Origin of the sequence: Pedobacter nyackensis (assembly GCF_032678475.1) — a bacterium.
GTDB lineage: Bacteria > Bacteroidota > Bacteroidia > Sphingobacteriales > Sphingobacteriaceae > Pedobacter > Pedobacter nyackensis_A.
This window is the reverse complement of the sequence record NZ_JAVTSF010000008.1, coordinates 193,145-217,271: the sequence shown is the minus strand read 5'-3', so window position 1 is coordinate 217,271 and position 24,127 is coordinate 193,145. Positions and strand designations below refer to the sequence as shown.

22 protein-coding genes and 1 tRNA gene are annotated in these 24,127 nt (G+C 37.9%); 13 read left to right on the top strand and 10 right to left on the bottom strand.

Features of this window, described 5'->3' with window-relative positions; all coding sequences use genetic code 11:
* Nucleotide 1: 1 nt before the first annotated feature.
* The 5 genes from R2Q84_RS22530 (at nucleotide 2) to R2Q84_RS22510 (ending at nucleotide 2,833) form a co-directional block, all read left to right on the top strand.
* Nucleotides 2-715, top strand: coding sequence for an FISUMP domain-containing protein (locus R2Q84_RS22530; protein WP_316818859.1), 714 nt, complete (start codon nucleotides 2-4; stop codon nucleotides 713-715).
* 104 nt (nucleotides 716-819) lie between these two features.
* On the top strand, nucleotides 820-1,179 hold the full coding sequence (locus R2Q84_RS22525; RefSeq protein WP_316818858.1) for a DUF6717 family protein: 360 nt from the start codon (nucleotides 820-822) through the stop codon (nucleotides 1,177-1,179).
* 73 nt (nucleotides 1,180-1,252) lie between these two features.
* Nucleotides 1,253-1,606 carry a hypothetical protein gene (locus tag R2Q84_RS22520; protein WP_316818857.1) on the top strand — a complete coding sequence of 118 codons (354 nt, stop codon included), beginning with the start codon at nucleotides 1,253-1,255 and terminating at the stop codon, nucleotides 1,604-1,606.
* A 638-nt stretch (nucleotides 1,607-2,244) separates the two neighbouring features.
* Entirely contained in the window at nucleotides 2,245-2,442 is a 198-nt protein-coding gene (locus tag R2Q84_RS22515; RefSeq protein ID WP_316818856.1) for a hypothetical protein, read from the top strand.
* Between the two features lie 100 nt (nucleotides 2,443-2,542).
* Nucleotides 2,543-2,833 carry a hypothetical protein gene (locus R2Q84_RS22510; RefSeq protein WP_316818855.1) on the top strand — a complete coding sequence of 97 codons (291 nt, stop codon included), beginning with the start codon at nucleotides 2,543-2,545 and terminating at the stop codon, nucleotides 2,831-2,833.
* A 317-nt stretch (nucleotides 2,834-3,150) separates the two neighbouring features.
* On the opposite strand, the gene R2Q84_RS22505 is transcribed toward R2Q84_RS22510, so the two are convergent.
* A complete protein-coding gene (locus tag R2Q84_RS22505) occupies nucleotides 3,151-3,369 on the bottom strand; it encodes a hypothetical protein (RefSeq protein WP_316818854.1) in 219 nt (72 codons plus the stop codon).
* A 251-nt stretch (nucleotides 3,370-3,620) separates the two neighbouring features.
* On the opposite strand from R2Q84_RS22505, the gene R2Q84_RS22500 reads away from it, so the two are divergent.
* Nucleotides 3,621-4,079 (top strand): JAB domain-containing protein, encoded by a 459-nt coding sequence (locus R2Q84_RS22500; protein WP_316818853.1) that lies wholly within the window; start codon nucleotides 3,621-3,623, stop codon nucleotides 4,077-4,079.
* Nucleotides 4,080-4,265: 186 nt separating this feature from the next.
* Here the strand turns inward: R2Q84_RS22500 and R2Q84_RS22495 are convergent.
* Nucleotides 4,266-4,339, bottom strand: a tRNA-Met gene (locus R2Q84_RS22495).
* 125 nt (nucleotides 4,340-4,464) lie between these two features.
* Here R2Q84_RS22495 and R2Q84_RS22490 point away from each other — a divergent pair.
* From R2Q84_RS22490 to R2Q84_RS22480, 3 genes are all read left to right on the top strand, one after another.
* A complete protein-coding gene (locus tag R2Q84_RS22490) occupies nucleotides 4,465-4,845 on the top strand; it encodes an START-like domain-containing protein (protein WP_316818852.1) in 381 nt (126 codons plus the stop codon).
* 30 nt (nucleotides 4,846-4,875) lie between these two features.
* Entirely contained in the window at nucleotides 4,876-6,315 is a 1,440-nt protein-coding gene (locus R2Q84_RS22485; RefSeq protein WP_316818851.1) for an LptF/LptG family permease, read from the top strand.
* Nucleotides 6,316-6,464: 149 nt separating this feature from the next.
* A complete protein-coding gene (locus R2Q84_RS22480; RefSeq protein WP_316818850.1) occupies nucleotides 6,465-7,676 on the top strand; it encodes a bifunctional 3,4-dihydroxy-2-butanone-4-phosphate synthase/GTP cyclohydrolase II in 1,212 nt (403 codons plus the stop codon).
* 4 nt (nucleotides 7,677-7,680) lie between these two features.
* Here the strand turns inward: R2Q84_RS22480 and R2Q84_RS22475 are convergent, their stop codons facing one another.
* Nucleotides 7,681-12,075: a translocation/assembly module TamB domain-containing protein gene (locus R2Q84_RS22475; protein WP_316818849.1), complete on the bottom strand. Its 4,395-nt coding sequence runs from the start codon at nucleotides 12,073-12,075 to the stop codon at nucleotides 7,681-7,683.
* Nucleotides 12,076-12,204: 129 nt separating this feature from the next.
* Between R2Q84_RS22475 and tsaD the strand changes: the two genes are divergently transcribed.
* The gene (gene tsaD, locus R2Q84_RS22470; protein WP_316818848.1) at nucleotides 12,205-13,206 is read left to right on the top strand and encodes a tRNA (adenosine(37)-N6)-threonylcarbamoyltransferase complex transferase subunit TsaD; all 1,002 of its coding nucleotides are present in this window, start codon (nucleotides 12,205-12,207) and stop codon (nucleotides 13,204-13,206) included.
* Between the two features lie 17 nt (nucleotides 13,207-13,223).
* Nucleotides 13,224-13,445, top strand: a complete 222-nt coding sequence (locus tag R2Q84_RS22465; protein ID WP_316818847.1) for a hypothetical protein — start codon at nucleotides 13,224-13,226, stop codon at nucleotides 13,443-13,445.
* A gap of 87 nt (nucleotides 13,446-13,532) precedes the next feature.
* On the opposite strand, the gene recA is transcribed toward R2Q84_RS22465, so the two are convergent.
* The 4 genes from recA to R2Q84_RS22445 form a co-directional block, all read right to left on the bottom strand.
* Nucleotides 13,533-14,546: a recombinase RecA gene (recA, locus tag R2Q84_RS22460; RefSeq protein WP_316818846.1), complete on the bottom strand. Its 1,014-nt coding sequence runs from the start codon at nucleotides 14,544-14,546 to the stop codon at nucleotides 13,533-13,535.
* Between the two features lie 122 nt (nucleotides 14,547-14,668).
* Nucleotides 14,669-15,346, bottom strand: coding sequence for an endonuclease III (gene nth, locus R2Q84_RS22455; protein WP_316818845.1), 678 nt, complete (start codon nucleotides 15,344-15,346; stop codon nucleotides 14,669-14,671).
* Between the two features lie 71 nt (nucleotides 15,347-15,417).
* Complete coding sequence (locus R2Q84_RS22450) at nucleotides 15,418-15,603, bottom strand: hypothetical protein (RefSeq protein ID WP_316818844.1); 186 nt, start codon at nucleotides 15,601-15,603, stop codon at nucleotides 15,418-15,420.
* Nucleotides 15,604-15,690: 87 nt separating this feature from the next.
* On the bottom strand, nucleotides 15,691-16,269 hold the full coding sequence (locus R2Q84_RS22445; protein WP_316818843.1) for an RNA polymerase sigma factor: 579 nt from the start codon (nucleotides 16,267-16,269) through the stop codon (nucleotides 15,691-15,693).
* A 266-nt stretch (nucleotides 16,270-16,535) separates the two neighbouring features.
* Here R2Q84_RS22445 and uvrA point away from each other — a divergent pair, with 266 nt between their 5' ends.
* Together uvrA and R2Q84_RS22435 are read left to right on the top strand one after the other, a co-directional pair.
* The gene (gene uvrA / locus R2Q84_RS22440; protein WP_316818842.1) at nucleotides 16,536-19,334 is read left to right on the top strand and encodes an excinuclease ABC subunit UvrA; all 2,799 of its coding nucleotides are present in this window, start codon (nucleotides 16,536-16,538) and stop codon (nucleotides 19,332-19,334) included.
* Between the two features lie 55 nt (nucleotides 19,335-19,389).
* Nucleotides 19,390-20,010, top strand: coding sequence for a lysine transporter LysE (locus R2Q84_RS22435; protein WP_316818841.1), 621 nt, complete (start codon nucleotides 19,390-19,392; stop codon nucleotides 20,008-20,010).
* A gap of 4 nt (nucleotides 20,011-20,014) precedes the next feature.
* Here R2Q84_RS22435 and R2Q84_RS22430 read toward each other — a convergent pair whose 3' ends face one another.
* The 3 genes from R2Q84_RS22430 to R2Q84_RS22420 form a co-directional block, all read right to left on the bottom strand.
* Nucleotides 20,015-22,249, bottom strand: a complete 2,235-nt coding sequence (locus tag R2Q84_RS22430) for a cation:proton antiporter (RefSeq protein ID WP_316818840.1) — start codon at nucleotides 22,247-22,249, stop codon at nucleotides 20,015-20,017.
* Between the two features lie 72 nt (nucleotides 22,250-22,321).
* Entirely contained in the window at nucleotides 22,322-23,257 is a 936-nt protein-coding gene (locus R2Q84_RS22425) for a bifunctional riboflavin kinase/FAD synthetase (protein WP_316818839.1), read from the bottom strand.
* Nucleotides 23,258-23,261: 4 nt separating this feature from the next.
* Nucleotides 23,262-24,125, bottom strand: a complete 864-nt coding sequence (locus R2Q84_RS22420; protein WP_316818838.1) for a YitT family protein — start codon at nucleotides 24,123-24,125, stop codon at nucleotides 23,262-23,264.
* Nucleotides 24,126-24,127 lie beyond the last annotated feature (2 nt).

Sequence of the window (24,127 nt, the reverse complement as noted above, 5' to 3'; positions counted from 1 at the left end):
TATGAACAGATCAATTTTAATGCTCTCGGCAATGTGTTTGCTGATCGTAGCGTCCTGCTCTAAAACAAAAGAGAAGCCGGAAGAATCAAAGAACGAAATTATTATCAATGGTACAGTCTATCCAACTACTGTAATCGGTAATCAGACATGGACTACAGTGAATTACAATGGAAATGGTGGAGTAAATTACAATGATGGTGCAAATGATCCTACAGTAGGTAAACTCTATTCATTCCCTGAATTAAAAGCTTTGATTAATCTGCCGACTGGATGGAGGGTTCCAACCGAGGTAGACGTAAAAGCATTGATGTCTACAGTTGGAACTAAACTTGATGGTGACGATTCTTACACAGATGCCATTGCTTCTCAGAAATTGATGTCAAAAATTGGATGGTCTAACGCTTTATTGACGGGTAACAACTCGACAGGACTAAATCTTGTACCTACAGGTGATTGCTTTGTAAGCAGTGTAACCATTAAGAATTATAGTGATAAAGGAGTTAAGGCTTCATTCTGGACTTCAACCACGATCAAGTACACTCCAATTGAAACCAACTCCTATCCGTTGCTATTTGAAGTTTCAACCGATAGCTATGATAATCATGATGAACCAGCTGGATTACGTGGTGCAATTTACAGTACTACAGCTTCCAATGATGGCATCACAACATTTCCTGCTGAGAAACGCTCAATTAGGTTTGTGAAAGACAATTAACATTACGATACACTAAAACGGTTATAAGTATCAAACACAAAAGATTACTATTTACAGAGCTGCACCAAACGTGTGGCTCTTTTAATATCTTTACCTTATATAACATGAAGGACACATTTAGATTTTACAAAACAGCATCCGGTAAGTGGTATATCGATTTTCCGGAATGGAGTGGTTCAATTGATGATTTACAAATGGTAGATGGTGCCGACACTATGCTAGATCGTGTCAGTGGTTATACCAATGAGTGTTACCTAGAAATGAGTGATGAACCATTTGACTGTGCCGACAAAATAAAACTGGTACAGGACTTAACTAATTCCGTTGGAGGTGGTAACTATGTTATGGAAACATATAAGGGTGAACAGGTTAATCATGCAATGTGGTTATGTCAGGTTACGGTAGATGTGTTCCATGAATTACCTGATATTATATATATTGGTTATCCATTGAAAACACCATAGACGTACTGCACATCGTTGTATTAACTAATAGGTAAATGTTTATATTTGGACTATGGAAATAGATAAAGACTCAATGTTTAGCCCCAATGCAAGTTATAGAGACTTAGTTGGGAAGGCGGAATTAGCATGGGACAACGAGCGAGTTGCCTTAAACGCTATCGCACAAGCCTCTGGTATAGACACTGCAATTTATACACCGCTTGGAATCAGTACATACTTTTCTGCTTCATTCTTTAGTCTATCAATGTATGTAGCTATAAATGAAGCTCAAGCCAATGGCAAGAAAGCAATTGTAAAGGTATCGACAGACCTAACTTATAATCAATTTCAGAAGTTGCTTAAAGAATTTACAGTCAACGTCTTTCTTCCTTATGAGAAATGGGAGGGGTATGAATACCTTGGCGAAAGCTCCGTTACAAATCTGTAATACTCAGACGCATACAATGCCTTTCCCTCTTTTTGCTGCTTAGAACAGGTTAAGGCACCGTCTGGTCTTTGTTTTATAAGTAAACATACTGTAGTGCCATTTACAGACTGCACTACGGACTATTCGTACTATCATAAGCCTGTGGGTTTTGAACAAAGCAAGACGCAGGAAAATCGGTACTCCGCAAAGCTCTGCTCTCAAAAAACAAACGCCATAGCTTCGCATTGTCATGGTTTTTATTTTGAGCATCGGTTGCTTCGTGAGCGTTCTCTTTATCTTTATCTAGGATTTGCTACGCTTCATCCTGGATAAGTCTAATCACGCTCCACTTTTCAGCTCACCTACGCAATCGAAAATGCTGCTCAACTGTTACGATATTTGGTCAAATATCCCTCCAGTTGCTTGTGTTAAAACATAGATCGAACCCCGTTGCTTTGCAACTACCAGTTCTCACACATTTTCTCAGTTCGCGTAGCAGGTGAGCATTAATAATAAGGGTGGTGGTAGGATTGGATACAACGATGGCTTTTGTTTGTACACTGATTTATTTATATTTGTACTATGAAACTCTCATCCCAACGTAACGCCACTCAGTACATGTTCTTCATCCGTAAATCTACCATGTCCTATCTTTTTGTATGAAGAACTATAGATCAGAACTAGAAGAGCTACAGTACAATTGCAAAATGAAAGCAATGAATATCAAGACTGCAATGGAGACAGCTATCAATGACGGATTTAATGATGCATGGATAATTCAGAACTACATTTCATGTGTAGAAGAAAGCGCAGACAGTGTCAGGTTACTCTTAGAATATAAAGCAAGGGACTTGTAATTAACAATATAGTTTGTTAGGTTTACAGCGAGAGCGTTAAGGGTACGTGCTGTAATGGCATGTGCCCTTTCTTATTTCGTATGTAAGTTTGATAATAATTATGAAAGGAACGCATGTAAGAATAATTGTTCACGAGCCTGTTGACTGGAATGGTGGCAACCTCTTTGGGACTGTTTTAAGTGACAGAGGAGGTAAACGGTTAGTGGTAGAGCTTATGAAAACCAAAAACAGCAGCTTGTTAAGCAACATGATTGAACTTAGACCGAGAGAAGAGAAAGCATCTTTCAAGCCTCTAATGCAATATTACTCTGTTATGGTAGATGGCGTCTTTCTTGATGAAGACGGCAATGCTATGGAGGAAGGGATTTACGGTAGTGTTACGATTGATTAACGAGTATTGATTCAGGGTGTGTCGAAGATTTGCTCTCTTCTTATTTACAAGTAAACCTATTGTAAGAAGTTCTGACAGCATCTTTGCTTATAAAGAACAAAGACAGAATTCCACCCAATAGAACCGTAATACCCACACTGAAATTGTAAAACCTTCAGTTTATAAACAGGGGGTAATAAACCCAGATTATAGAAAAGTGAAGGTAACAATATCCAAAATCTGTACTTACCCTTTAACAATGGTTTTTACCATAATAAATGGATATTGAAGAGTGACAGCAAACTGCAATATCACTGTATCAACGATTATTATTGCTTCTACTGCATTACGAATCCTTCAGACCAAGAATCTTTATCCAATGTGTAAGTAGATATCTCGAATCCGTCCATGTGATTCATGAAACCTTCAGAGGTTCCTTTCCGTTCGATAGCAGCGTTGGCTTCATCAATTGAGCTGTAGACTCCAATTAGTTTTACATCTTCACCACCTTCAAGTCTGTCATCAACATGCGTATGCCACAGTAAATATACTTCCATCGTATAAAGATATTATCCTCTATCCATATCCACAATCTAAGCCTTCCCTATAAAAGTACAAATAGGTAAAAAATGTGGATATAGGTGTGCCAAGTGTATTAATTAACTCCACAAAGGTAAGCTTGTCCTAGCGACACGTACAAAGAAGTTCCGGCATAAACCCACAACAGCAGCCGCACAGTCCATTTATTCCGTTGCCTCTTTACTTAGTCGCTCGGAAAGCTTGGTTGGTTACCATAATTAATAAAACTATGGTAAACAAAACATTATTCAAAGTGGCAGAGGTTGAGCTAACCTACAAGCCTAATTACAAACCATCTGAACGACCTCAGATCAGCACTTCTAAGCAAGCGCATGAGGTATTTATATCCCATTGGTCGCTAGGTAAGATCGAACTCATAGAAGAGTTTAAAATACTTCTGCTCAACAGGAGGAACCGGGTATTAGGTATTGTCGATATATCTATGGGAGGTATCACTGAAACACTGGCAGACCCTAAGGTAATATTTGCTGTAGCGTTAAAGAGTGGAGCAACTGGCATTATACTTTGCCATAACCATCCAAGTGAAGAATTGCAACCGGGTAAGTCAGATATAGAGCTTACTAAAAGACTACAACAGTGTGGCAGATTACTGGATATTGATATACTAGATCACTTGATTGTGAGTAAAGATACCTTTTATAGCTTTGCAGATGAAGGTTTGATGTAGCTAAAGAATAATAAATGCGCCAAATCATGCGCCAAATTATGGGTCAGATGCCTATATTAGAATATTAAATAACGAATTAATTAAATATTAAACAGAGTTTAAATCACTTATCACTCAATAGTGAAATCAACGTTAAATCCCCTTTAAACGTAAAAAAAGCCCAACTTTCGTTGAGCTTTTTTTCAGTAGCGGGGAGCAGGATCGAACTGCCGACCTCAGGGTTATGAATCCTGCGCTCTAACCATCTGAGCTACCCCGCCGGGCTTTTTGGTTATTAAAAAACCGTTGTGATTTTCTAAAGAGTTGCAAATATAGAATAATTTACTTTTCTTTAGAAATAAAAGTTAAAAATTGTCTAAAAAATTCAGAAAGTAAGTGTTTAGCGATGTCAGAAAAGAAAAAATTTACCCTAGAATATGAATTGAGATCGTCTCCACGTATTTTATTTAGCTTCATTAGTGAGCCTAATGGCTTATCTCAATGGTTTGCTGATGATGTGATCTTCCGTGATCAGGTGTATACCTTCACCTGGGATGACGAAGTGCAAAAAGCAAAGCTGCTAAGTGTAAAGGAAAATAAGCTTGTTAAATTTAAATGGGTAGACGATGAACCCCATTGTTATTTTGAAATGGAGATTGTCCAGGACGAATTAACAAATGATGTGGCGCTTGCCATCACTGATTTTGCAACTGAAGATACCCTTGCCGAACGTACATTGATCTGGGATAATCAAATAAACTATCTGCATAGTGTATTAGGTGCTTAATTTTTCGTTCGCTTTGTCTACATTTGTATATTGAAAAAGATTCATTTACTACTTGTCAAAGCATTTATAAGGCCTTTCTTCGTCACTTTCTTTATAGTGATGTTTATACTATTGATGCTTTTTTTATTTAAGTATGTTGACGAACTCATCGGAAAGGGATTTGAATGGTATGTCATACTTGAATTAATGTATTACGCCTCTGCGGCTAACGTATCAATGGCACTTCCGCTATCCATTTTGCTGTCATCTATCATGACCTTTGGTACCTTAGGGGAGAATTATGAACTCGTTGCCATTAAATCTGCCGGTATATCCTTACAAAAGGCGATGATGCCACTATTGGTCCTCATCATTTTTCTGGCCATCAGTTCTTTCATCTTCTCTGACTATATGTTGCCTAAAGCGAATTTGAAACTCGGATCATTGTTGTGGGACATCAGGAATAAAAAATTATCCTTTTTAATAAAAGAAGGAGTATTCAACAATGGTATCCCCGGATATTCCATCAGGGTTGATAAGAAATATGATGACGGAACATTGCACAATGTGATGATCTATGACCATACCAGTAACAACGGAATTGCAAAAATCATTATTGCAAAGAGTGGATTTATGTCTAAGGATGACAATTACCTGGTCTTAAAACTACATGATGGTGTCAGGTATGAAGAGTCGAGCGGAAAAAATGCTTCTTATAACCCAAGGCAGGAATTAACCCGGATGCGATTTAAAGAAACCGATCAGAAATTTGATATTTCCAGTTTTAAAATGAACAGGACAGATGAAGAAGGGTTTCGTGGGAATACGCAAATGCTGAACTTAAAAGGCCTAAAGAAGAAAAATGATTCGCTATCCCGGGAACTGGATAGCGTTAATAAGTTTGCAGCATTAAACCTGAATAGTTATTATAAACAGAATAATTATACCAAAGGCTATACTAAAGAACTGCCAAAAGTAAAAGGTATTGATGCACCTGTTTTAAAAACAGTTCCAAAAAATCAAAAGCTGGCAGTGGTTCAAAGTGCATTAGATCAGGCTAATTCTGTAATGCAAACTGTTTCGGGCAGAATGACTGACCATGCTGACAGGGTAAAGAGTATTATAAAGGTACAGATCGAATACCAAAAGAAATTTACGCTTGCAGCATCCTGTTTGTTACTTTTCTTTATTGGTGCGCCATTAGGCGCCATTATCAGAAAAGGTGGACTAGGGTTACCTGTCGTGGTTGCTATCGTATTTTTCCTGCTTTATCACATTATCGCAACTGTTGCAGAAAAATCAGCTACAACAGGTTCGTTAACACCATTTTTCGGTATGTGGCTGGCCATAATAATTTTATCGCCATTGGCGGCATTCCTGACTTACAAAGCCACCGTAGATTCTGCTTTGTTTGATGTCAATTATTTTAAACAACTAATCGTAAACTTTCTTAATCGATTTAATAGAAAAAAACAGGCAGAAAAGGTGTAGGACTTTACAACTGTCTGTAATCATTTATTCATTACTTATTTATGATATATTAAGGCATGAAATTGTTTCTGAAGGTTGTAACTTTGTAATGTAATTTTAATGGACTTTCAAATTGTTTTATAGCTTATGAAAGTTGATATACTTATAAAATGGAAATTAAACTAGATGCAATAGAAGATGCTATTGCGGATATAAAAGCAGGAAAAGTTATCATTGTTGTAGACGATGAAGACAGAGAAAACGAAGGTGATTTCTTAACTGCTGCTGAAAATGCTACGCCCGAAGTGATCAACTTTATGGCTACCTATGGAAGAGGACTTATTTGTGCTCCCTTAACAGAGCAGAGATGTGATGAACTTGGGTTAGAGCCCATGGTAGGTAAAAATACAGCAGTATATGAAACCAATTTTACTGTTTCTGTAGATTTACAAGGATACGGATGTACAACTGGTATTTCTGCGTCTGACAGGTCAAAAACTATTATGGCCTTAATTGACCCTAACATCGATCCGGCTGAACTGGGCAGGCCTGGGCATATATTCCCATTAAGATCTAAAGATGGTGGCGTGTTGAGACGCTCTGGACATACTGAAGCAACTGTAGATTTAGCTCGTTTAGCTGGCATGCAGCCTGCGGGAGTTCTTGTTGAAATCTTAAAGGAAGACGGCGAAATGGCCAGGCTACCGGACTTGATTAAAATTGCGGAAAGACATCAGTTAAAGATTATCTCTATAAAAGATCTTATCGCTTATAGATTAAGCAAAGAGTCTTTGATTAAAGAAGAGGTAACTATTAATTTGCCTACACAATGGGGCGATTTTAACATGACAGCTTATACTCAAATTGATAACAATGCGACTCATTTGGCGATAAGCAAAGGAGAGTGGTCTGAAGATGAGCCCGTATTGGCCAGGGTTCATAGCTCTTGTGTTACCGGTGATATTTTTGGTTCATGCCGTTGCGATTGTGGCCCTCAGCTTCATAAGGCTTTGGAAATGATCAATAGAGAGGGGAAAGGTGTTGTAGTTTATATGAACCAGGAAGGACGTGGAATCGGACTGATCAATAAACTTCGTTCATACAATCTCCAGGATGCCGGTTTGGATACGGTTGAAGCTAACATTCAGCTCGGATTTAAAGGTGATGAACGTGATTACGGTGTAGGTGCACAAATATTAAGGGCACAAGGCGTAACCAAAATGAAGTTAATGTCTAATAACCCTACAAAAAGAGCTGGTCTAATTGGTTATGGTCTTGAAATCGTAGAAAATATTGCTATTGAAATTGAAAGTAATGTTCACAACGAGCAGTACTTAAAAACAAAACGTGATAAGATGGGACATCAGATCATGAAAGGCTAAGGATTTATTTCCTTTTAAGCTTTTTTTGGTCGTTTAAGACCGCATCTTTACCAGATACAGGGGCCGTTGAAGATTTTTTAGCATCTTCAGCGGCCTTTTTTTCTGCTTCTAATTTTTTCTGCTTCTCCTCTTTCCTTAATTTGCCAGATATCTTTTGAAGGAATTCCCGGAAACTATCAAATTGTTGTGTATATATCAAACCAAAGGATGTTACGTTGGTATTTTGATTTATACCTACGTTAGAGAAAATGCTTTGTTGGGTAGGGGGCTTATTGGCCAGCTTTCCTACTAAAGTACCATCTTTCTTGATCAATGCAAGTACCTCAACTTCGCCACCTACAGTATTACTGGAGAAGCCGATAGGTGATAAGTCGCTATTTGTAGTTCTTTTGTCTACGATGCCCGCATTTAAAACAATCCTGTCCTGGAAAAAGCGGAAAGATGCATTGGCTTCACTTAAAGAACGGATATTGATGTCAACAAAATCCAGGTTCAATGAAGATAATACGTTGTTAAACTGGTTGAACAACAACTCTGTCGCAGTACTTGCCACACCGGACGTAAGTTGTTTACCCAGCGCTTCTCTTCCTGTTCCAGGCGCAAAACTACGTCTGATAATTAAACTTAAAGCTTGTAAGTTTCTGTTGTTATCATCGTTAAAATACGACTGCATCTCTTCTTTAATAGAAGGGTCGGAAGGGAAAAATATATCCAGCTTAATGTCTGGTTTTAAAAGTAAGCCGCTTAAGCCCATTTCCACCTCCGTTAGTACACGGTCTTTCTCTTTTCCACTTTCTCTGTTTGCTGCGGAATATAGATCCGCTAAACTGGCTCTTAGTGAGTATATGGCCTTTAAGTTAATCTGGGCTGTAGTCGGGTTACCTGTCCACCTGATCGTTCCTCCCTGTCTGATATTGAACTTTTTATTGATGACTTCCTGCGCAGTAAAATCAAAGCTTCCCGATTCAATAATATAATCACCCGACATCTCGAAATCGCCATAGCTGTCAATGTTCAATTCAAGGTTTTTAGAGTATCCTCTGCCACTCAGGTTGCCCAATGATGTGAAAATATTGGCTACACTATTGGCGTCTACATTTACTTTCAGGTTCATGGTTAAGCCGTCAAAACTGGTTGCTTTCTTTACAAAGTTAGTGGTGTCTTTGCCTATAAAAGTGATAAAGTCTTTACTGGAAACCGTTTCAGAACTATTGAGGGGCAAATTAAAGACTGTCCCTTTTTCAGTTTTTGCGTCAATTCCAATAAACATCTTATTCGTTGGTCCCTTAAATTTAAAAGTACCGGTCGCATAAGCTTGCCCAAAGTATAGCGGATTATCCTTCTCTGTCGTGTTTAAAGCCATAAACTTTGTCGCATCAACCTCCACATCCAGGGTAGGGTTATTAATATCATTTAAATCTACCGTGCCCTTTGCTATAGCTTCGTTGTCGTCAACATCCAGTAATTTCAGCCCATCAACATTAATTACACTGTTATCAACTGTGACTTCATCAGATATGGTATACCTGGTTTTAAGGTAGTTTATAGTCATTGCGGCTTTATCTAATGCGACAGTACCTCTAATTTCTGGCTTGTCAAAAGAACCTTTTACCGTCAGATCAGCAGATACGTGTCCCTTTAAGTCAGAAACCAGCTGTTTAACGAATGGCCCTAAAACGATCAGTTCAGTTTTGTCGAGGTTAACTTCCAGATCGATCTCCTTCTTTTCAAGGTCGAGATTTCCGACAGCTCTTAAAGTCTCCCTATCTCCAGTAATAATATTTGTATAAATATTGGCTGTGTTTTTTGCCCTGTCATATGACGATGTATCAGTTAAACTACCAATGTAAGTGTCGTTAAACACTAAGGAATCTATTTTAATATTGTCATGTATCTCCGGAGATTTAAGAATATTGGCTAATGTGGTTTCTCCATTTACATTGCCACTTATTTCCAGACCCAGTGTTTTTACAAATGGGTTGAGGGTCGTCAGACTAAAATCTTTGAAGCCGACCAGCAAGACATCGTTAGGGTCACTGGAGAGTATACCATCCAATGTTACAAACTGTCGGCCATTATTGAGGTCGAAATTGCTAATCTCGGTTTTTCCATCGTGGAAGTTTATCCTTACCTTTTCCTGAATTTTCCAATCTTCATTATTCACCTTTAAAATGGAAGGAAGAATGCTAACCCGGGCTGTTGTATCACTGGCAAATTCTATCAGTCCGTTTAAATCGAGCTGATTTACATCATCTTCGTTAGAAAGTTTAACGTTAAGAGATAAACTGTCGTTCCTTAGAATATTAGAAATGTTTACGTTCTTTATATATAAGCTATCATTTAAGTCAACCCTGTCGGATGTTATAATAGCTTGCAGTTGATTCGTACTTGTATTTTCATCAACAATGATGTTGTTGACAACAATCCCTTTGTATTTTAGCTTTTTTATAAAGCCATTTAATGTTGCAGTGTTGTTTGGTGAATCAAAATTACCCACAAAAATTGCCTGATCTTCAATCTCCAGCCCCGGTACCAATAATTCAGCGATCGGTTCGAAACGTTTTATTTCGAGGTTAAACTGGAAAATCTGATCACTAAACTTTACGATGTCAGCTTTTAAAGAGGGGATATATTTTTTTGCGAGACTTTTGTAATAGGATGGGATGGTATTTAAGTCATACTGACCTTTGATACTGGCATTGAGGATATCCGATTTTACAGTTAAACTACGTTCTTTACCAATGCCACTAGCTTGTAATTCGACAGAGTCGACATGATAAATTCCTTTTACATTGTCCAGCACTATCTCCTGTAAACGAAGGTTTCCTTGTATATTATTTAAATTGCTGCCCGAAAAATTGGTGCTGAATACCGCGTCTATTTTCAGAGAGTCTTTATATAATTGAAGAGCTTTTAGCTTGGCATTTTTAATAGTCGCTTTAAAGTTGAATACAGGTAACTTTGGATTTAAGTTCACGCCACCATCAAAAGCAAGTTGTACGTTTTTATCATTAATCTTTAGGCGTCCATCAAAATACTTCTTGTCGAAAGTGCCATCAATTTTAACGTTTCTATACCTATAGTTGTTGAAATCAATATAATCGATATCTCCATTTAATTTTTCTGATAGACTATTGATTTCTGTTCCCCGCCCTTTAACATCCAGAGAAGCAGTAATACGGCCTAACATTTTTTCATTAATCAGGTCTCCCAAATTGAAATCATAGGTTTTTACACTTCCGGTATAGGAGGGAATGCCTTTTTTGTCGATTTTCATGTTTACATCCGAGACTAATCGACCTAGTTTGGTTTTAAATTCGCCGTAAGCGATAAAGTCATTTTTGAAACCTGTAAATGACCCGTTGAAATTGACGTTGCCAAACTTATCGATTACCTTAGGTACGACTGTTCCTTTTTTGCCGGTTATATCTGCAACAATTTCATCCAGATCAGCTTTATTGGTTCCTGCCATATCTATCTTCAGATCCATAAATGTTTCTTTAAGATAAGGCAGACCTTTTAAGATAAAGTCGCCTTTTATATAGGTGGCTTTTCCTGCTTTAACAGACAGTGATTTAGCCCTTAGGTTATTAACGAGACCGGTAACCTGACCGTCAACATCAATGTCGAGGTTCATATGGTCAAGCTCGGAAGTGAAATAACCTACATCGTGAGAGGAAATGTGGCTATCAACAAAGTTGGCTTTCATCCTTACTTTATTGATGTAGTCATTAAAATCTGAATAGCTTTTGAAGCGCATCTGAAAATAATCTGTCAGTCTTGTTCTGTTAGTCAACAACATCATATTTTTCAGCTCGATGCTATTGGTGTCAATGGTAGTAAAGGCTGTAAGATTTTTGAGGTAAAATCCGCTTTTTTCTTTAAAAGTGAGATCTTTTATATTGGTCTGTAGTATATGGTCCTTCGTATTGAACTTTTCGAAAATACCATTTAGGTTAGTTAAAGCAACATCATCAAAGTTAATTCCCCTCATGATGGTGTCCACTCTGAAATTCTTGTATTTAAAATTGATGTTGTTGAGTATGATCCTATCAAAGGAAATCTGGTAAGGTTTTTTTTTCTTCTTTTTGACAGGTTTAGTTCCGGAATCGAAGTAGTCAATGATAAAATCGAGATTGGTAGACCTGTCTTTGAACGATTTCAGGAAAAAGGATCCATCATTAATTTGAACAGTATTAATCGCTATTATTCGCTGTTTTAGAGAGAACTGATTAATGTTTACCAGAAATTTCGGTGTATTTAGTATCGTATCTTTTTGCTGATCCAGTACGAGGAGGTCTTCTATAACAATAGATTTAAAGGGCCTGACATATATGCCACTTAAAGATATGGTTGTATTTAGCTCTTCAGAGAGGTATGCGGCTGCTTTTTTTGCCACATACGTTTGCACAGGCCTAAACTGAAGGGCGAAAATAATAACCGCAACTAGTAAAATTACTGATGCAACAAGCCAAAGAAGTATTTTTAATAGTTTTTTAATAGTTTTGTAGCTTAAATATAAATAACCGTGTCTGTAATACTTGCTATAGAATCCTCTTGTGATGAAACTTCAGTTGCCATATGTAACAACGGCAAAATTACTGCCAATGTTATTGCAAACCAAACAATTCATGAAAATTATGGTGGTGTAATTCCCGAGCTCGCCTCGAGGGTACATCAGCAAAATATTGTTCCGGTTATACAGCAAGCATTAACAGATGCTAAAGTAAGCAAAAACGACTTAAATGCTGTTGCCTTTACGAGGGGGCCAGGCTTACTTGGTTCTTTGCTGGTTGGCGTGTCTTTCGCAAAATCTTTTGCTTTGGCACTCGATTTACCTTTGGTAGCAGTTAACCATATGCATGCGCATATTTTGGCGCACTTTATCGACGATCCAAAACCTCAATTCCCTTTTCTTTGTCTAACTGTATCTGGCGGTCATACGCAAATTGTGTTGGTTAAAGATTATTTTAACATGGAAATAGTAGGCGAGACCCTTGATGATGCCGCAGGTGAAGCGTTTGATAAAACGGCAAAAATATTGAACCTGCCGTATCCGGGAGGGCCTTTAGTAGATAAGTATGCTAAGGAAGGGAATGCAAAAGCATTTAAATTTGCTGATCCCCAAATTAAAGACTTGAATTATAGTTTTAGCGGTCTTAAGACTTCTATTTTGTATTTCATCAGGGCACAGGAAAAAGTTAATCCTAATTTTATTGCGGATAATTTAAATGATATTTGCGCATCTGTTCAACATAGCATTGTTCATATTCTTTTAAATAAACTAAAGAAAGCCGCGAAGCAATATGGAATAAAGGAAATTGCGATTGCCGGAGGTGTTTCTGCCAATAGTGGTTTAAGGATGGCTTTACAAGATATGGCAGTGCAATTAAATTGGAACGTTTATATTCCGGCATTTCAATATTGTACAGACAACGCTGGAATGATCGCTATAGCCGGCTATCATAAATATTTGAACGGTGATTTTGTAGGACAAGAGGTGGCACCGCTCTCACGAATGGAATTTTAAAACTTAAATAGAAGATTATGAACGCAGCGAGCTATGTATTTTTTGGATTGTTATTGATTCCTCTGGTTGTTTTCCTGGTGTGGTTGATTAGAAAAGATAAAAAGAAGAACTACATAGGTATTTTTGTATTGATTGCTATGGCTATAATTGCAGTTATAGCTATTATAAAGTACGACACTAAATTTATGAGTACCGGGCCAGGATCAAGGTTAAAAACTCAAATGCCAAGTTATAGGTAGTAACCAAATTTGATTCAAGAAAAAAAGGGATAATGATTCATTATCCCTTTTTTAGTGTGCCCGTCAGGACGACAGGCATATAGATAATTAAGGTTTCTCTTCTAGTTTTTCTCCGGTAACCTCAGCACGTATTTTTGATTCGATCTCTTCAGATAATTCAGGGTTATCAAGTAACAATTGTTTAACTGCATCTCTACCCTGACCCAATTTAGTATCTCCGTAAGAGAACCATGAACCTGCTTTTTTGATGATATTGAAGTCAACACCTAAGTCGATAATCTCACCGGTTTTAGAAATACCTTCACCAAACATAATGTCAAACTCTGCAATACGGAAAGGAGGGGCAACTTTATTTTTTACTATTTTCACTTTTACGCGGTTTCCGGCTACTTCATCAGAGTCTTTGATCTGTGATGTTCTGCGGATATCTAAACGTACTGAAGCATAAAACTTAAGGGCATTACCACCTGTTGTTGTTTCAGGGTTACCAAACATTACACCGATTTTCTCACGTAATTGATTGATAAATATACAGCAGCATCCTGTTTTAGAAATCGTTCCTGTAAGTTTACGTAGAGCCTGAGACATTAAACGTGCATGAAGGCCCATTTTGGAATCACCCATTTCACCTTCAATTTCCGCTTTAGGTACCAATGCAGCTACAGAGTCAATCACAATAACATCAATAGCTCCTGATCTAATCAGGTTGTCGGCAATTTCTAATGCCTGCTCACCATTATCAGGTTGTGAGATCAATAGATTGTCAACATCAACACCTAATTTTTTTGCATATCCTTTATCGAAAGCATGTTCCGCATCAACAATTGCAGCAATACCACCCTTTTTTTGTGCTTCTGCAATAATATGAGTGGCCAATGTGGTTTTACCAGATGATTCAGGGCCGTATATTTCAATGATTCTTCCTTTTGGAACCCCGCCAATGCCCAAAGCAATATCTAAGCTGATAGATCCCGTAGAAATAGATTCGATAGGCTCTACAGCGTTATCTCCAAGTTTCATCACGGTGCCTTTACCATATGATTTTTCTAACTTATCTAAAGTAAGTTGTAGCGCTTTTAATTTGTCTGCGTTTGTGCTCATGTTGTTATAATTCTTTGAATAAGATAGCGTTCTAATTTATTTAATAAATTCCGCTTCTGTTTTACTAATTATGTTAGCAAATATAGTGTAATTTAAATTTAAAATCACAAATAAACTTTAACTTATTTTATTAGCTCTTCAGAATCGCTAATTATTTTAGTTATTTTGTTGTTTTTCTGGAAGTATTTACAAAAATGTGTGATTTCGCAAATGCTGCATTTAGGAGATCTCGCAAGGCATACATATCTGCCATGCAAAATCAACCAGTGATGTGCTACATGTATAGTATGTTCCGGTAAGTTTTTAACGAGGTCTTTCTCTACAGCCAGCGGTGTTTTACCCGTGGTCAATCCAATTCTGTTCGCTACCCTGAAAACATGTGTGTCGACCGCCATTGCCGGTGCATTATATATAACTGAAGCAATAACGTTAGCCGTTTTACGTCCAACCCCAGGCATTTTCTGCAATTGATCTATATCTGATGGCACCTCATTATTGAATTCATTTAACAACATATTGGCCATGCCAACCAGATGTTTGGCTTTGTTGTTAGGGTAACTTACACTCCTGATGTAATCGAAAACAATATCCGGAGTGGTTTCTGCCAGTGCTTTGGCATTTGGAAACCGCTGAAATAATGCAGGTGTAACCTGGTTAATGCGTTTATCAGTGCATTGCGCAGATAAAATAACTGCCACTAATAACTGAAAAGGATTATTATAATGAAGTTCTGTCTCGGCATTTGGTTGCCTGGCAGAAAAATGGGACACAAAAAGCTGGTATCTTTCTTTTTTGAGCATGAGGCAAACTTAGATAAAATCTGAACATAAAAAAAGCTGCCGATTTCGCGGCAGCTTAAGTTCGGGATAAATTATTTTGCTCTTGAATAAGCTAAGATTTTAGCCAGGGATTCCTCCGAAGGCTCTTTCTTAAGCGTGTTCAACTGAGATTTTATGTTTTCATAAAACATGAAATCCAGCCCTTCAACATTTTCGGCATTTTCTTGTCCGCGTTGAGGATAATTTAAGTTGTCAATTGAAGTAAAGGTTTCTATCATAAGCAGTGGCGCAAATTAGTTTACATGAAAAACGCAATTTTCATCTATTTATTTTCACCTAATTGCGAATGAATTGTAACATCTTCTTTACGAAGAGATCTCCTTCACCTTCATCATCTTACGAAGATTGTTTAACGCATAACGCATACGCCCTAAAGCGGTGTTAATGCTAACATCAGTCAGGTCTGCAATTTCTTTAAAACTCAGGTCTGCATAATGGCGCATAATCAAAACTTCTTTCTGATCGTCGGGTAATAAATGAATCATTGCCCTTAAATCAAAGTGAGTTTGTTCCCTTAGCATTTTATCTTCTGCACTTTCTTCATGAAACTGCAATAAGTTAAATACATCAGTGCCATCTGCACTTGTAATAACTGGTGTCCGTTTTTCCCTTCTAAAGTAATCTATCACCAGGTTGTGTGCAATTCGCATCACCCAGGGTAGAAACTTTCCTTCTTCATTGTAACGACCAGATCTGAGGGTGTTAATCACCTTAATAAAAGCGTCCTGAAATATATCCTCTGCCAAATATTGATCTTTGACCAGTAGGTATATGGATGTATAAATTTTTGACTTATGTCTACTTAGAAGTTCTTCTAAAACGGTTTCATCGCCGTGAAGATATAACTTTACTAAATCTTGATCACTCAATTGTTGTAATTTCATAGGAGTATCCTTACTAAAATCCCTTGCTGCTTGCTAAAAAAATACTTTAGTAGATGTTTTCTTCTATATGAGTTCTCCTATTAGTTTGTTAGTTAGTAGTTTGTTTGTTGTATTAATACTTCAAAAGAAGCATTTTTTTATTACAATACCATATAAAAAGTGTTAAAAAAAATTAAAAGTGGTCTGATAGCCTTATTTTTGCACTCGCTGAAAAAACCAAAATTGTGTTATTTGGGTTATATTAGCACTATTCTAGCAAGAAATCAATGAATAACGAAATCGATAAAGATCCACATAAAAATATTATCATAAAGGGTGCCAGAGTTCATAATCTTAAAAATATAGACGTAGCGATCCCAAAAAATAAGCTGGTTGTGATCACCGGGATGTCGGGATCCGGCAAATCTTCCCTGGCTTTTGACACCTTATATGCAGAGGGACAGCGCCGGTATGTAGAGAGCTTGTCGTCATACGCCCGTCAGTTTATGGGGCGGATGAATAAACCTGATGTGGATTATATCAAAGGTATTGCCCCGGCAATTGCAATTGAGCAAAAGGTGATCACATCCAACCCACGCTCTACGGTTGGTACATCCACCGAAATTTATGATTATCTAAAATTGCTTTTTTCCCGCATAGGGAAAACATACTCACCTGAATCAGGTAACCTTGTAAAACGCGATACAGTAACTACTGTGGTTGATTTTATTTCCGAACTGGGTGAGGATAGTGTGGTAACCATTTTTTGTCCTTTATTTCCACACAACAACAGGTCTTTAAAAGAAGAACTGGCTGTTCTTTTACAAAAAGGATTTCTTAGGGTATCCTATAAAAGTAAAGTCCATAAAATAGAAGATATATTAGAGGATAAAGACTTTAAAGATTTTGAGCTCGCTGATGAACATACGGTTCATATATTGATCGACAGGATCGTAGTGAATACAGAAGAGGAGACTTTAAGTCGAATTGCCGATTCGGTACAAACTGCTTTTTTCGAAGGGAAAGGGGATTGTTATGTAGAGCACGAAGGTAAATCTAACCATTTCTGTGACCGGTTTGAGCTTGATGGTATTCGTTTTGAAGAACCAACGCCTAATTTTTTCAGCTTTAACAATCCTTATGGTGCCTGTAAAAGGTGCGAAGGATACGGAAACGTAATCGGTATTGATGAAGACCTGGTAATTCCTGATAAAAGCAAAAGTATATATGATAATGCAATTGCGCCCTGGAGAGGGGAAAAAATGCGGGAATGGCTGAATAAGCTGATCCATAATGCTGATAAGTTTAACTTCCCAATCCATCGACCATACAGTGACCTAAGCGAGAAAGAACAAAAGGTGATCTGGACAGGAAATAAGTACTTTGGCGGATTGGATGATTTCTTTAAGGAACTGGAAGAGCAGACTTTTAAAATTCAATATAGGGTAATGTTGTCCCGATATAGAGGGAAGACCAATTGTCCCGATTGTAAAGGTTCCAGGTTGCGTAAAGATGCTTCCTACGTTAAAATTGCTGATAAGTCCATTATAGATGTGGTGTTAATGCCGCTGGCAACAATAAGGGATTTCTTTGAAAACTTAAAATTATCCGAAATAGACAAAAAGATTTCTAAACGCTTACTTGGTGAGATTGAGAACCGTGTTTTATATTTAAACAATGTAGGACTTGGCTATTTAACCTTGAACAGGCTGTCTAACACTTTGTCGGGAGGGGAGTCGCAAAGGATCAACCTGGCCACGTCACTGGGAAGTAGTCTTGTTGGCTCAATTTACGTACTCGACGAACCTAGTATAGGTTTGCACCCCAGAGATACCAATAAACTGATAGAGGTGCTGCAATCACTTAGAAATGTGGGTAATACCGTATTGGTAGTGGAGCATGAAGAAGAAATGATGAAGGCTGCTGACCATATCATTGACATTGGCCCTGAGGCAGGAACCCATGGTGGTAACCTGGTATTTAGCGGTACCTATAAGGAAATCATCAAAGATAAAAACAGCTTAACCGGACAATATCTTTCCGGAAAGGAGAAAATTGCAATTCCTGGTAAACGCAGAAATTGGAAAGATCATGTTTTAATTAAAGGGGCAAGGGAAAATAACCTTAAAAATATAGATGTAAAAATACCGCTTGGTGTATTTACAGTTGTCAGTGGAGTTTCAGGATCGGGTAAAACCAGTTTAATCAAAAAGATTTTTTACCCTGCCTTACAAAAGGCAATTGGTAATTATTCTGGAGAACAAACAGGTGCTTATGACGGAATATATGGTAACTATGAATTGGTTAGCCAGGTAGAGATGGTGGATCAAAATCCAATAGGGCGCTCATCGAGATCAAATCCGGTTACCTATGTAAAAGCCTGGGATGATATCAGAGCCCTGTTTTCTGCTTTACCGGCTTCAAAAGCTGCTGGATTAAAACCGGCTGCATTCTCCTTCAATGTTGAAGGTGGTCGTTGCGACGTTTGCCAGGGTGAAGGCGAGGTTAAAATTGAAATGCAGTTTATGGCCGATATTTATCTTCCATGTGAAACTTGTGGTGGCAGAAGGTTTAAACAGCAAGTACTTGATGTTACTTATCAGGACAAAAATGTAGCGGATATACTGGATCTTACTATTGAAGAAGCTGTTGCTTTCTTTAGTAATGAACCCAAAATATTACAAAAATTACAGCCACTGGTAGATGTAGGGTTGGGTTATGTTCATTTGGGACAGTCGTCCAATACCTTATCTGGTGGTGAAGCACAACGGATTAAACTTGCTTCTTTCCTGATCAAAGGAAACAATGCCAATAAAACAATGTTCATATTTGATGAACCAACTACAGGACTTCATTTCCATGACATTAAGAAGCTATTGATTGCGTTGAATACGTTAATTGAACAGGGAAATTCTATTCTTGTTATTGAACACAATATGGATATGATTAAATCGGCCGACTGGGTAATAGATATCGGTCCGGAGGGAGGTGATAAAGGTGGTAATGTGGTGTTTGAAGGTACTCCAGAGGATCTTGTAGGGGTAAAGGGTTCTTACACAGCAAAGTACCTGGAAGACCATATGTAGTCTGGATTAGTGCAAACGTTTTTATGAAATCTGTGAAATCATTGTATCTTCGCCCATGCTTTTTTTAACCTTTTTTCTTGGTGTTGTTCTGAATATGCTGGGATATATTCCTCCCGGCAATATCAATCTTTCGGTAGTTCAGATTACCATCACCAGGGGGATTCGTCAGGCCCTGTATTTTATTGGGGCATTTTCTGCTGTAGAAGTTCTTTTCACGTTCGGTGTTATGCGTTTCGTGCAATGGCTTTCCAGTGAGATCAACCTTGAAAATACCATTGATGTGGTAATGATCCTGATGTTCGCTGTTTTAGGTGTACTTACCTGGAAATCAAGAAAAGAAATGCCCAAGGCCGATTATTCGAAAAAGGATAGTATCAAATACGGTTTGCTGTTAGGGGTAGTGAACCCTATGCAAATTCCATACTGGTTATTTGTAGGTACTTATCTTATTTCCCATGAATGGATTGATATTGGATACCTTTCACTATCAGTTTTTAGTATCGGTTCAGGTATTGGGGCGGCGCTTGCGCTGTATGGTTTTGCGCGGTTTGCGCAATACATTCAGGAGAAGTTTACTTTGAGTAGCTATATCGTTAATAAGAGTATTGCACTTTTATTTTTTGCGCTATCAGCCTATCATGTTATCAAAGTCATTTATATCCATTTGATTAAATAGTTTTTTACTGAGGCTTACTTAACAATTCCGGAACCTTTTTATTATTTCCTACAATCCATACAATATCCTCATTTTCAAATACCATGTTCGAATCGGGGTTTAATATGCGTTTCCCTTTGCGTTCAATACCAACCACAAGACCTTGCGTAGTTTCCCTTATGCCGGAACTGCGTATACTTTGACCATAGATAGGAGAGCTGGTATTGATGACGATCTTCTGTAAAGTCATATCTTTTTTAGGGAAACTATCTGTTTCGCTTTTTTCATCTACGCTAGCTTCAAAAAGCTCTTTAATTTGGGCCAGCTGATCATCTGTACCGATCACCATGACCTTATCATTAGGATACAATCTTTCGTCTCTTCCAGGTGTTGGTATCATGATCTTACCACGCTCTATCAAAGCAATATTCACCCCATATTTTTCTCTAATAGATAAGTCTATCAATGTCTGACCTACTAATGTAGATTCCGGAGCAACGGTTAACTCAGCAAGGTGAGTATCCCATGGCAAGATTTCCGGTTGTGCGTTCTGGGCCTCTCTGGCATTCAGATTTAATAAAAAACGACTTTCCAGCCGGTTATAAAAGCTTTGTAGTTTTCTGGAGAAGACAACCATTCCTGAAACAATCAGAACTAATGCAATACCAATGGCAATCCAATTGTTGTAAAACTGAAAGATCAGGAAACATACAAAGAAAATAGCCAGTGAAATACGGAATACTTCGAGGGCAACCAATGGGCCCCTGGTATACTTCTTATTCAACCATAAATGGGAGTAAGCCTTTCTTTCAATTCTTCTGATGGCAAGCGCCCACAGAAAGGGCGTCATGATAATTAACGTAACAACCAGACTAAGGATAATCCCGTTATTACCGTTAATAAGGTTTGTTGTGATAAATGGCTGCAGGTATTTTGAACCCAGAATCGCAATCGAAATTAGAATAACAGAGTGAATGATGATGTTAAATGTGTACGACTTTAATAAAACTTTCCAATCGCTCAGTGTAGTAATTCCGGCAGTACTCGATGTGTACCTGTTTAAACCTTCCACCCATTTCTTAGGTAGATTTCGTTCCAGGAAATAGTAAAATGGCTCAGAAGACTTTATCAGGTAGGGGGTAGTGAAGGTCGTAATGGCCGATACCGCTACCGCAATCGGGTATAGGAAATCACTGGTTACTTTTAAAGTCAGCCCTAATGTGGCAATAATAAAAGAAAACTCCCCAATTTGTGCTAAACTTAAGCCAGTTTGCACTGAGGTTTTTAAAGGTTGTCCGGAGAGAAGCGCGCCAAAACCAGAACTTAAAAATTTGCCTAAAACGGTGGCAAAAGTAATAATCACAATTGGTATCCAGTAGTCAACCAGAATCCTCGGATCTATCAGCATACCTACCGAAACAAAGAATATTGCAGCAAACAAGTCTTTTACCGATTTAGTTAAGTGTTCAATCCGTTCTGCCTGTGTAGTCTCCGCTAATATAGACCCCATAATAAAGGCACCAAGGGCAGGAGAGAAGCCAACTTTTACAGCCAGCAATACCATAATTAAACATAAAGCAATAGATACAATCAGCATCGTCTCATCATTCATCAACTTTTTAGTAGCCTTTAAAAAAGTTGGAACGAGGAATATACCGCCTATAAACCATAAAATGAGAAAGAAACATAGTTTTAATATGGAAACCAGCATTTCTGCACCGGCAAACTGCTGACTCACAGCAAGGGTTGAGAGTAATACCAATAACAAAATTGCAACCAGATCTTCAACAATCAATACGCCAAATACCAGGCCCGCAAATTTCTTATGCTTAACACCGAGTTCTTCAAATGCCCTGATGATGATTGTTGTGGACGAGACAGAAAGGATACCGCCCAAAAAGATACTGTCCATGGTAGACCAGCCCATTGCTTTACCGGCAACAAAACCAATGATGAGCATAAAGACAACCTCAACAATGGCCGTAATTGAAGCTGATCCGCCAACCTTTACCAGTTTTTTGAAACTAAATTCAAGTCCAAGACTAAACAGTAAGAAGATTACACCGATCTCTGCCCAGATGTGAATACTTTCTTTATCAGTAACTGTAGGTAAAAAGGCAACATGAGGGCCAACCAATAATCCGGCTAAAATATAGCCTAAAACCAAAGGTTGTTTTATTCGTTTAAACAGGAGCGTTGTTATTCCTGCGGCAGCAAGTATTAAACCTAAGTCAGTAATCAATACTGGTAAATGTATCATATAGGAAAACGGGTTTCCCGTAAGGTACAAAAAAGTGCCCTTTTTTGGTTAAAAAAAAAGCAAAAAATGCGGTTAAGACAGCGTATTGAAATAAGCCAGCGTATCCTCTTTGTCTTTTTGTAATTGTAATTTTAAGGTTTCCAGACCGGTAAATTTAACATCATGTCTTAAAAACTGAAGAAAAGTCATTGTAATATTCTGACCATAAATTTCCTGGTTAAAATCGAATATATTCACTTCAATATTTCTGGTCATCCCATTAATAGTTGGCCTTTGACCAATGTAAGCCATACCTTTAAATGTCTGGCCGTTCATATCAACCGTTACGGCATAAATACCATCAGAAGGGATGAGTTTATAAGTTTCTTCAATGAAAATATTGGCAGTAGGGAAGCCTATCGTGCGGCCAATTTTGTCACCTTTAATTACCCTTCCATAAAGAGAGAAATTATAACCCAGGTAATTCGCGGCCAGTGAAACATCGCCATTTAAAAGTGCGTTGCGTATTTTAGTAGAGCTTACGGCAACATCGTTGATATCTTGCTCGGGTATTACCTCTATTTTATAATCATAAACTTTAGCTTCAGCTTCAAGTTCAGGCATACCGCCTGCCCGATCTTTACCAAAGCGATGGTCATAGCCCACAATTAAATTTTTAACGCCAATCGTATCTACCAGGATGTTTTTGATGTATTCGGTTGGAGTTAGGTTCGAAAAATCGCGGGTAAAAGGAGTAATAATTAAATGGTCAACACCAAGAGCCGCCAATATCTTTGCTTTTTCATCAATGGTATTGATCATTTTTAAATCCTGGTTTTCAGGATCAATAATTAGTCTCGGATGAGGGAAAAAAGTTAAAATCACACTTTCACCTCCCGTAGCCTTAGCCAGCTCACATAGTCTTTTAATAATTTTCTGATGACCAAAATGGACACCGTCAAAGGTGCCAATGGTAACTACCGCATTATTTAATCTTTTAAATTCAGAAAAGTGATGGTATATCTTCATAAAATTAATGTAAGGCCTGGCGTTTTACAACCCCGCCCTTTATGTCAGCAATTTGCTGCTGTATAACAAATGCATCCGGATCAATCTGTCTGATGGCAGTTTGTAACTTGCCCATTTCCAGTTTGGTCACAACAGTATATAAAATATCAATGTCTTTTTTAACTCCATACCCCCCCTCGCCCTTGTAAATGGTCACACCGCGCTTCATTTGGTTAATGATAAACTTTTTGATCTGCACATTCTTTTCCGATATAACTGTAACGCCAGTATATTGTTCTATTCCATTTACAATATAATCCACTGTATTGGAGGCCGAAAGATAAGTCAGGATTGCATAAAGGGCGGTGTCGATACTTAGCAACAAGGCTGCAAAAGAGAAAATAACAATGTTTAGAATCAGAATGATATTTCCAACTGTAAGGGTACTGTGTTTACTGATGTAAAGAGCCAATACCTCAGTTCCGTCAATTACACATCCACCCCTCATGGCTAAACCAATTCCTCCACCCAAAAATAAACCACCAAAAAAGGCGATCAATAAAGGATCATGTGTAATCGGTTTAAAAGGTAATACAATTAAAAAAAGTGCAAGAATACCGATGGCAACAGAAGTTTTAATTGCAAATACTTTCCCTATTTGTTTGTATCCTAAAAGAACAAAAGGGATATTGATCAATATGATTAAATAAGGGAGTTTAAGCCCGGTAACATTACTTACCAGGAGCGATATTCCAGTTACCCCCCCATCAATAAATCCACTGGGGAGCAAAAAGCTCTTCAATCCAAAACAAGCCGAAACGATACCACAAATGATTAAGAAAACATTTTTGGTGAAATTCAGTTTTGTCGATTTTGGATGCCCACGCATAA

Bases quoted from the DNA above. Each gene is read 5' to 3' on its own strand.
- R2Q84_RS22530 (WP_316818859.1), top strand. From the start codon at position 2: ATGAACAGATCAATTTTAATGCTCTCGGCAATGTGTTTGCTGATCGTA.
- R2Q84_RS22525 (WP_316818858.1), top strand. From the start codon at position 820: ATGAAGGACACATTTAGATTTTACAAAACAGCATCCGGTAAGTGGTAT.
- R2Q84_RS22520 (WP_316818857.1), top strand. From the start codon at position 1,253: ATGTTTAGCCCCAATGCAAGTTATAGAGACTTAGTTGGGAAGGCGGAA.
- R2Q84_RS22515 (WP_316818856.1), top strand. From the start codon at position 2,245: ATGAAGAACTATAGATCAGAACTAGAAGAGCTACAGTACAATTGCAAA.
- R2Q84_RS22510 (WP_316818855.1), top strand. From the start codon at position 2,543: ATGAAAGGAACGCATGTAAGAATAATTGTTCACGAGCCTGTTGACTGG.
- R2Q84_RS22505 (WP_316818854.1), bottom strand. From the start codon at position 3,369: ATGGAAGTATATTTACTGTGGCATACGCATGTTGATGACAGACTTGAA.
- R2Q84_RS22500 (WP_316818853.1), top strand. From the start codon at position 3,621: ATGGTAAACAAAACATTATTCAAAGTGGCAGAGGTTGAGCTAACCTAC.
- R2Q84_RS22490 (WP_316818852.1), top strand. From the start codon at position 4,465: ATGTCAGAAAAGAAAAAATTTACCCTAGAATATGAATTGAGATCGTCT.
- R2Q84_RS22480 (WP_316818850.1), top strand. From the start codon at position 6,465: ATGGAAATTAAACTAGATGCAATAGAAGATGCTATTGCGGATATAAAA.
- R2Q84_RS22465 (WP_316818847.1), top strand. From the start codon at position 13,224: ATGAACGCAGCGAGCTATGTATTTTTTGGATTGTTATTGATTCCTCTG.
- recA (WP_316818846.1), bottom strand. From the start codon at position 14,546: ATGAGCACAAACGCAGACAAATTAAAAGCGCTACAACTTACTTTAGAT.
- nth (WP_316818845.1), bottom strand. From the start codon at position 15,346: ATGCTCAAAAAAGAAAGATACCAGCTTTTTGTGTCCCATTTTTCTGCC.
- R2Q84_RS22450 (WP_316818844.1), bottom strand. From the start codon at position 15,603: ATGATAGAAACCTTTACTTCAATTGACAACTTAAATTATCCTCAACGC.
- R2Q84_RS22445 (WP_316818843.1), bottom strand. From the start codon at position 16,269: ATGAAATTACAACAATTGAGTGATCAAGATTTAGTAAAGTTATATCTT.
- uvrA (WP_316818842.1), top strand. From the start codon at position 16,536: ATGAATAACGAAATCGATAAAGATCCACATAAAAATATTATCATAAAG.
- R2Q84_RS22435 (WP_316818841.1), top strand. From the start codon at position 19,390: ATGCTTTTTTTAACCTTTTTTCTTGGTGTTGTTCTGAATATGCTGGGA.
- R2Q84_RS22430 (WP_316818840.1), bottom strand. From the start codon at position 22,249: ATGATACATTTACCAGTATTGATTACTGACTTAGGTTTAATACTTGCT.
- R2Q84_RS22425 (WP_316818839.1), bottom strand. From the start codon at position 23,257: ATGAAGATATACCATCACTTTTCTGAATTTAAAAGATTAAATAATGCG.
- R2Q84_RS22420 (WP_316818838.1), bottom strand. From the start codon at position 24,125: ATGCGTGGGCATCCAAAATCGACAAAACTGAATTTCACCAAAAATGTT.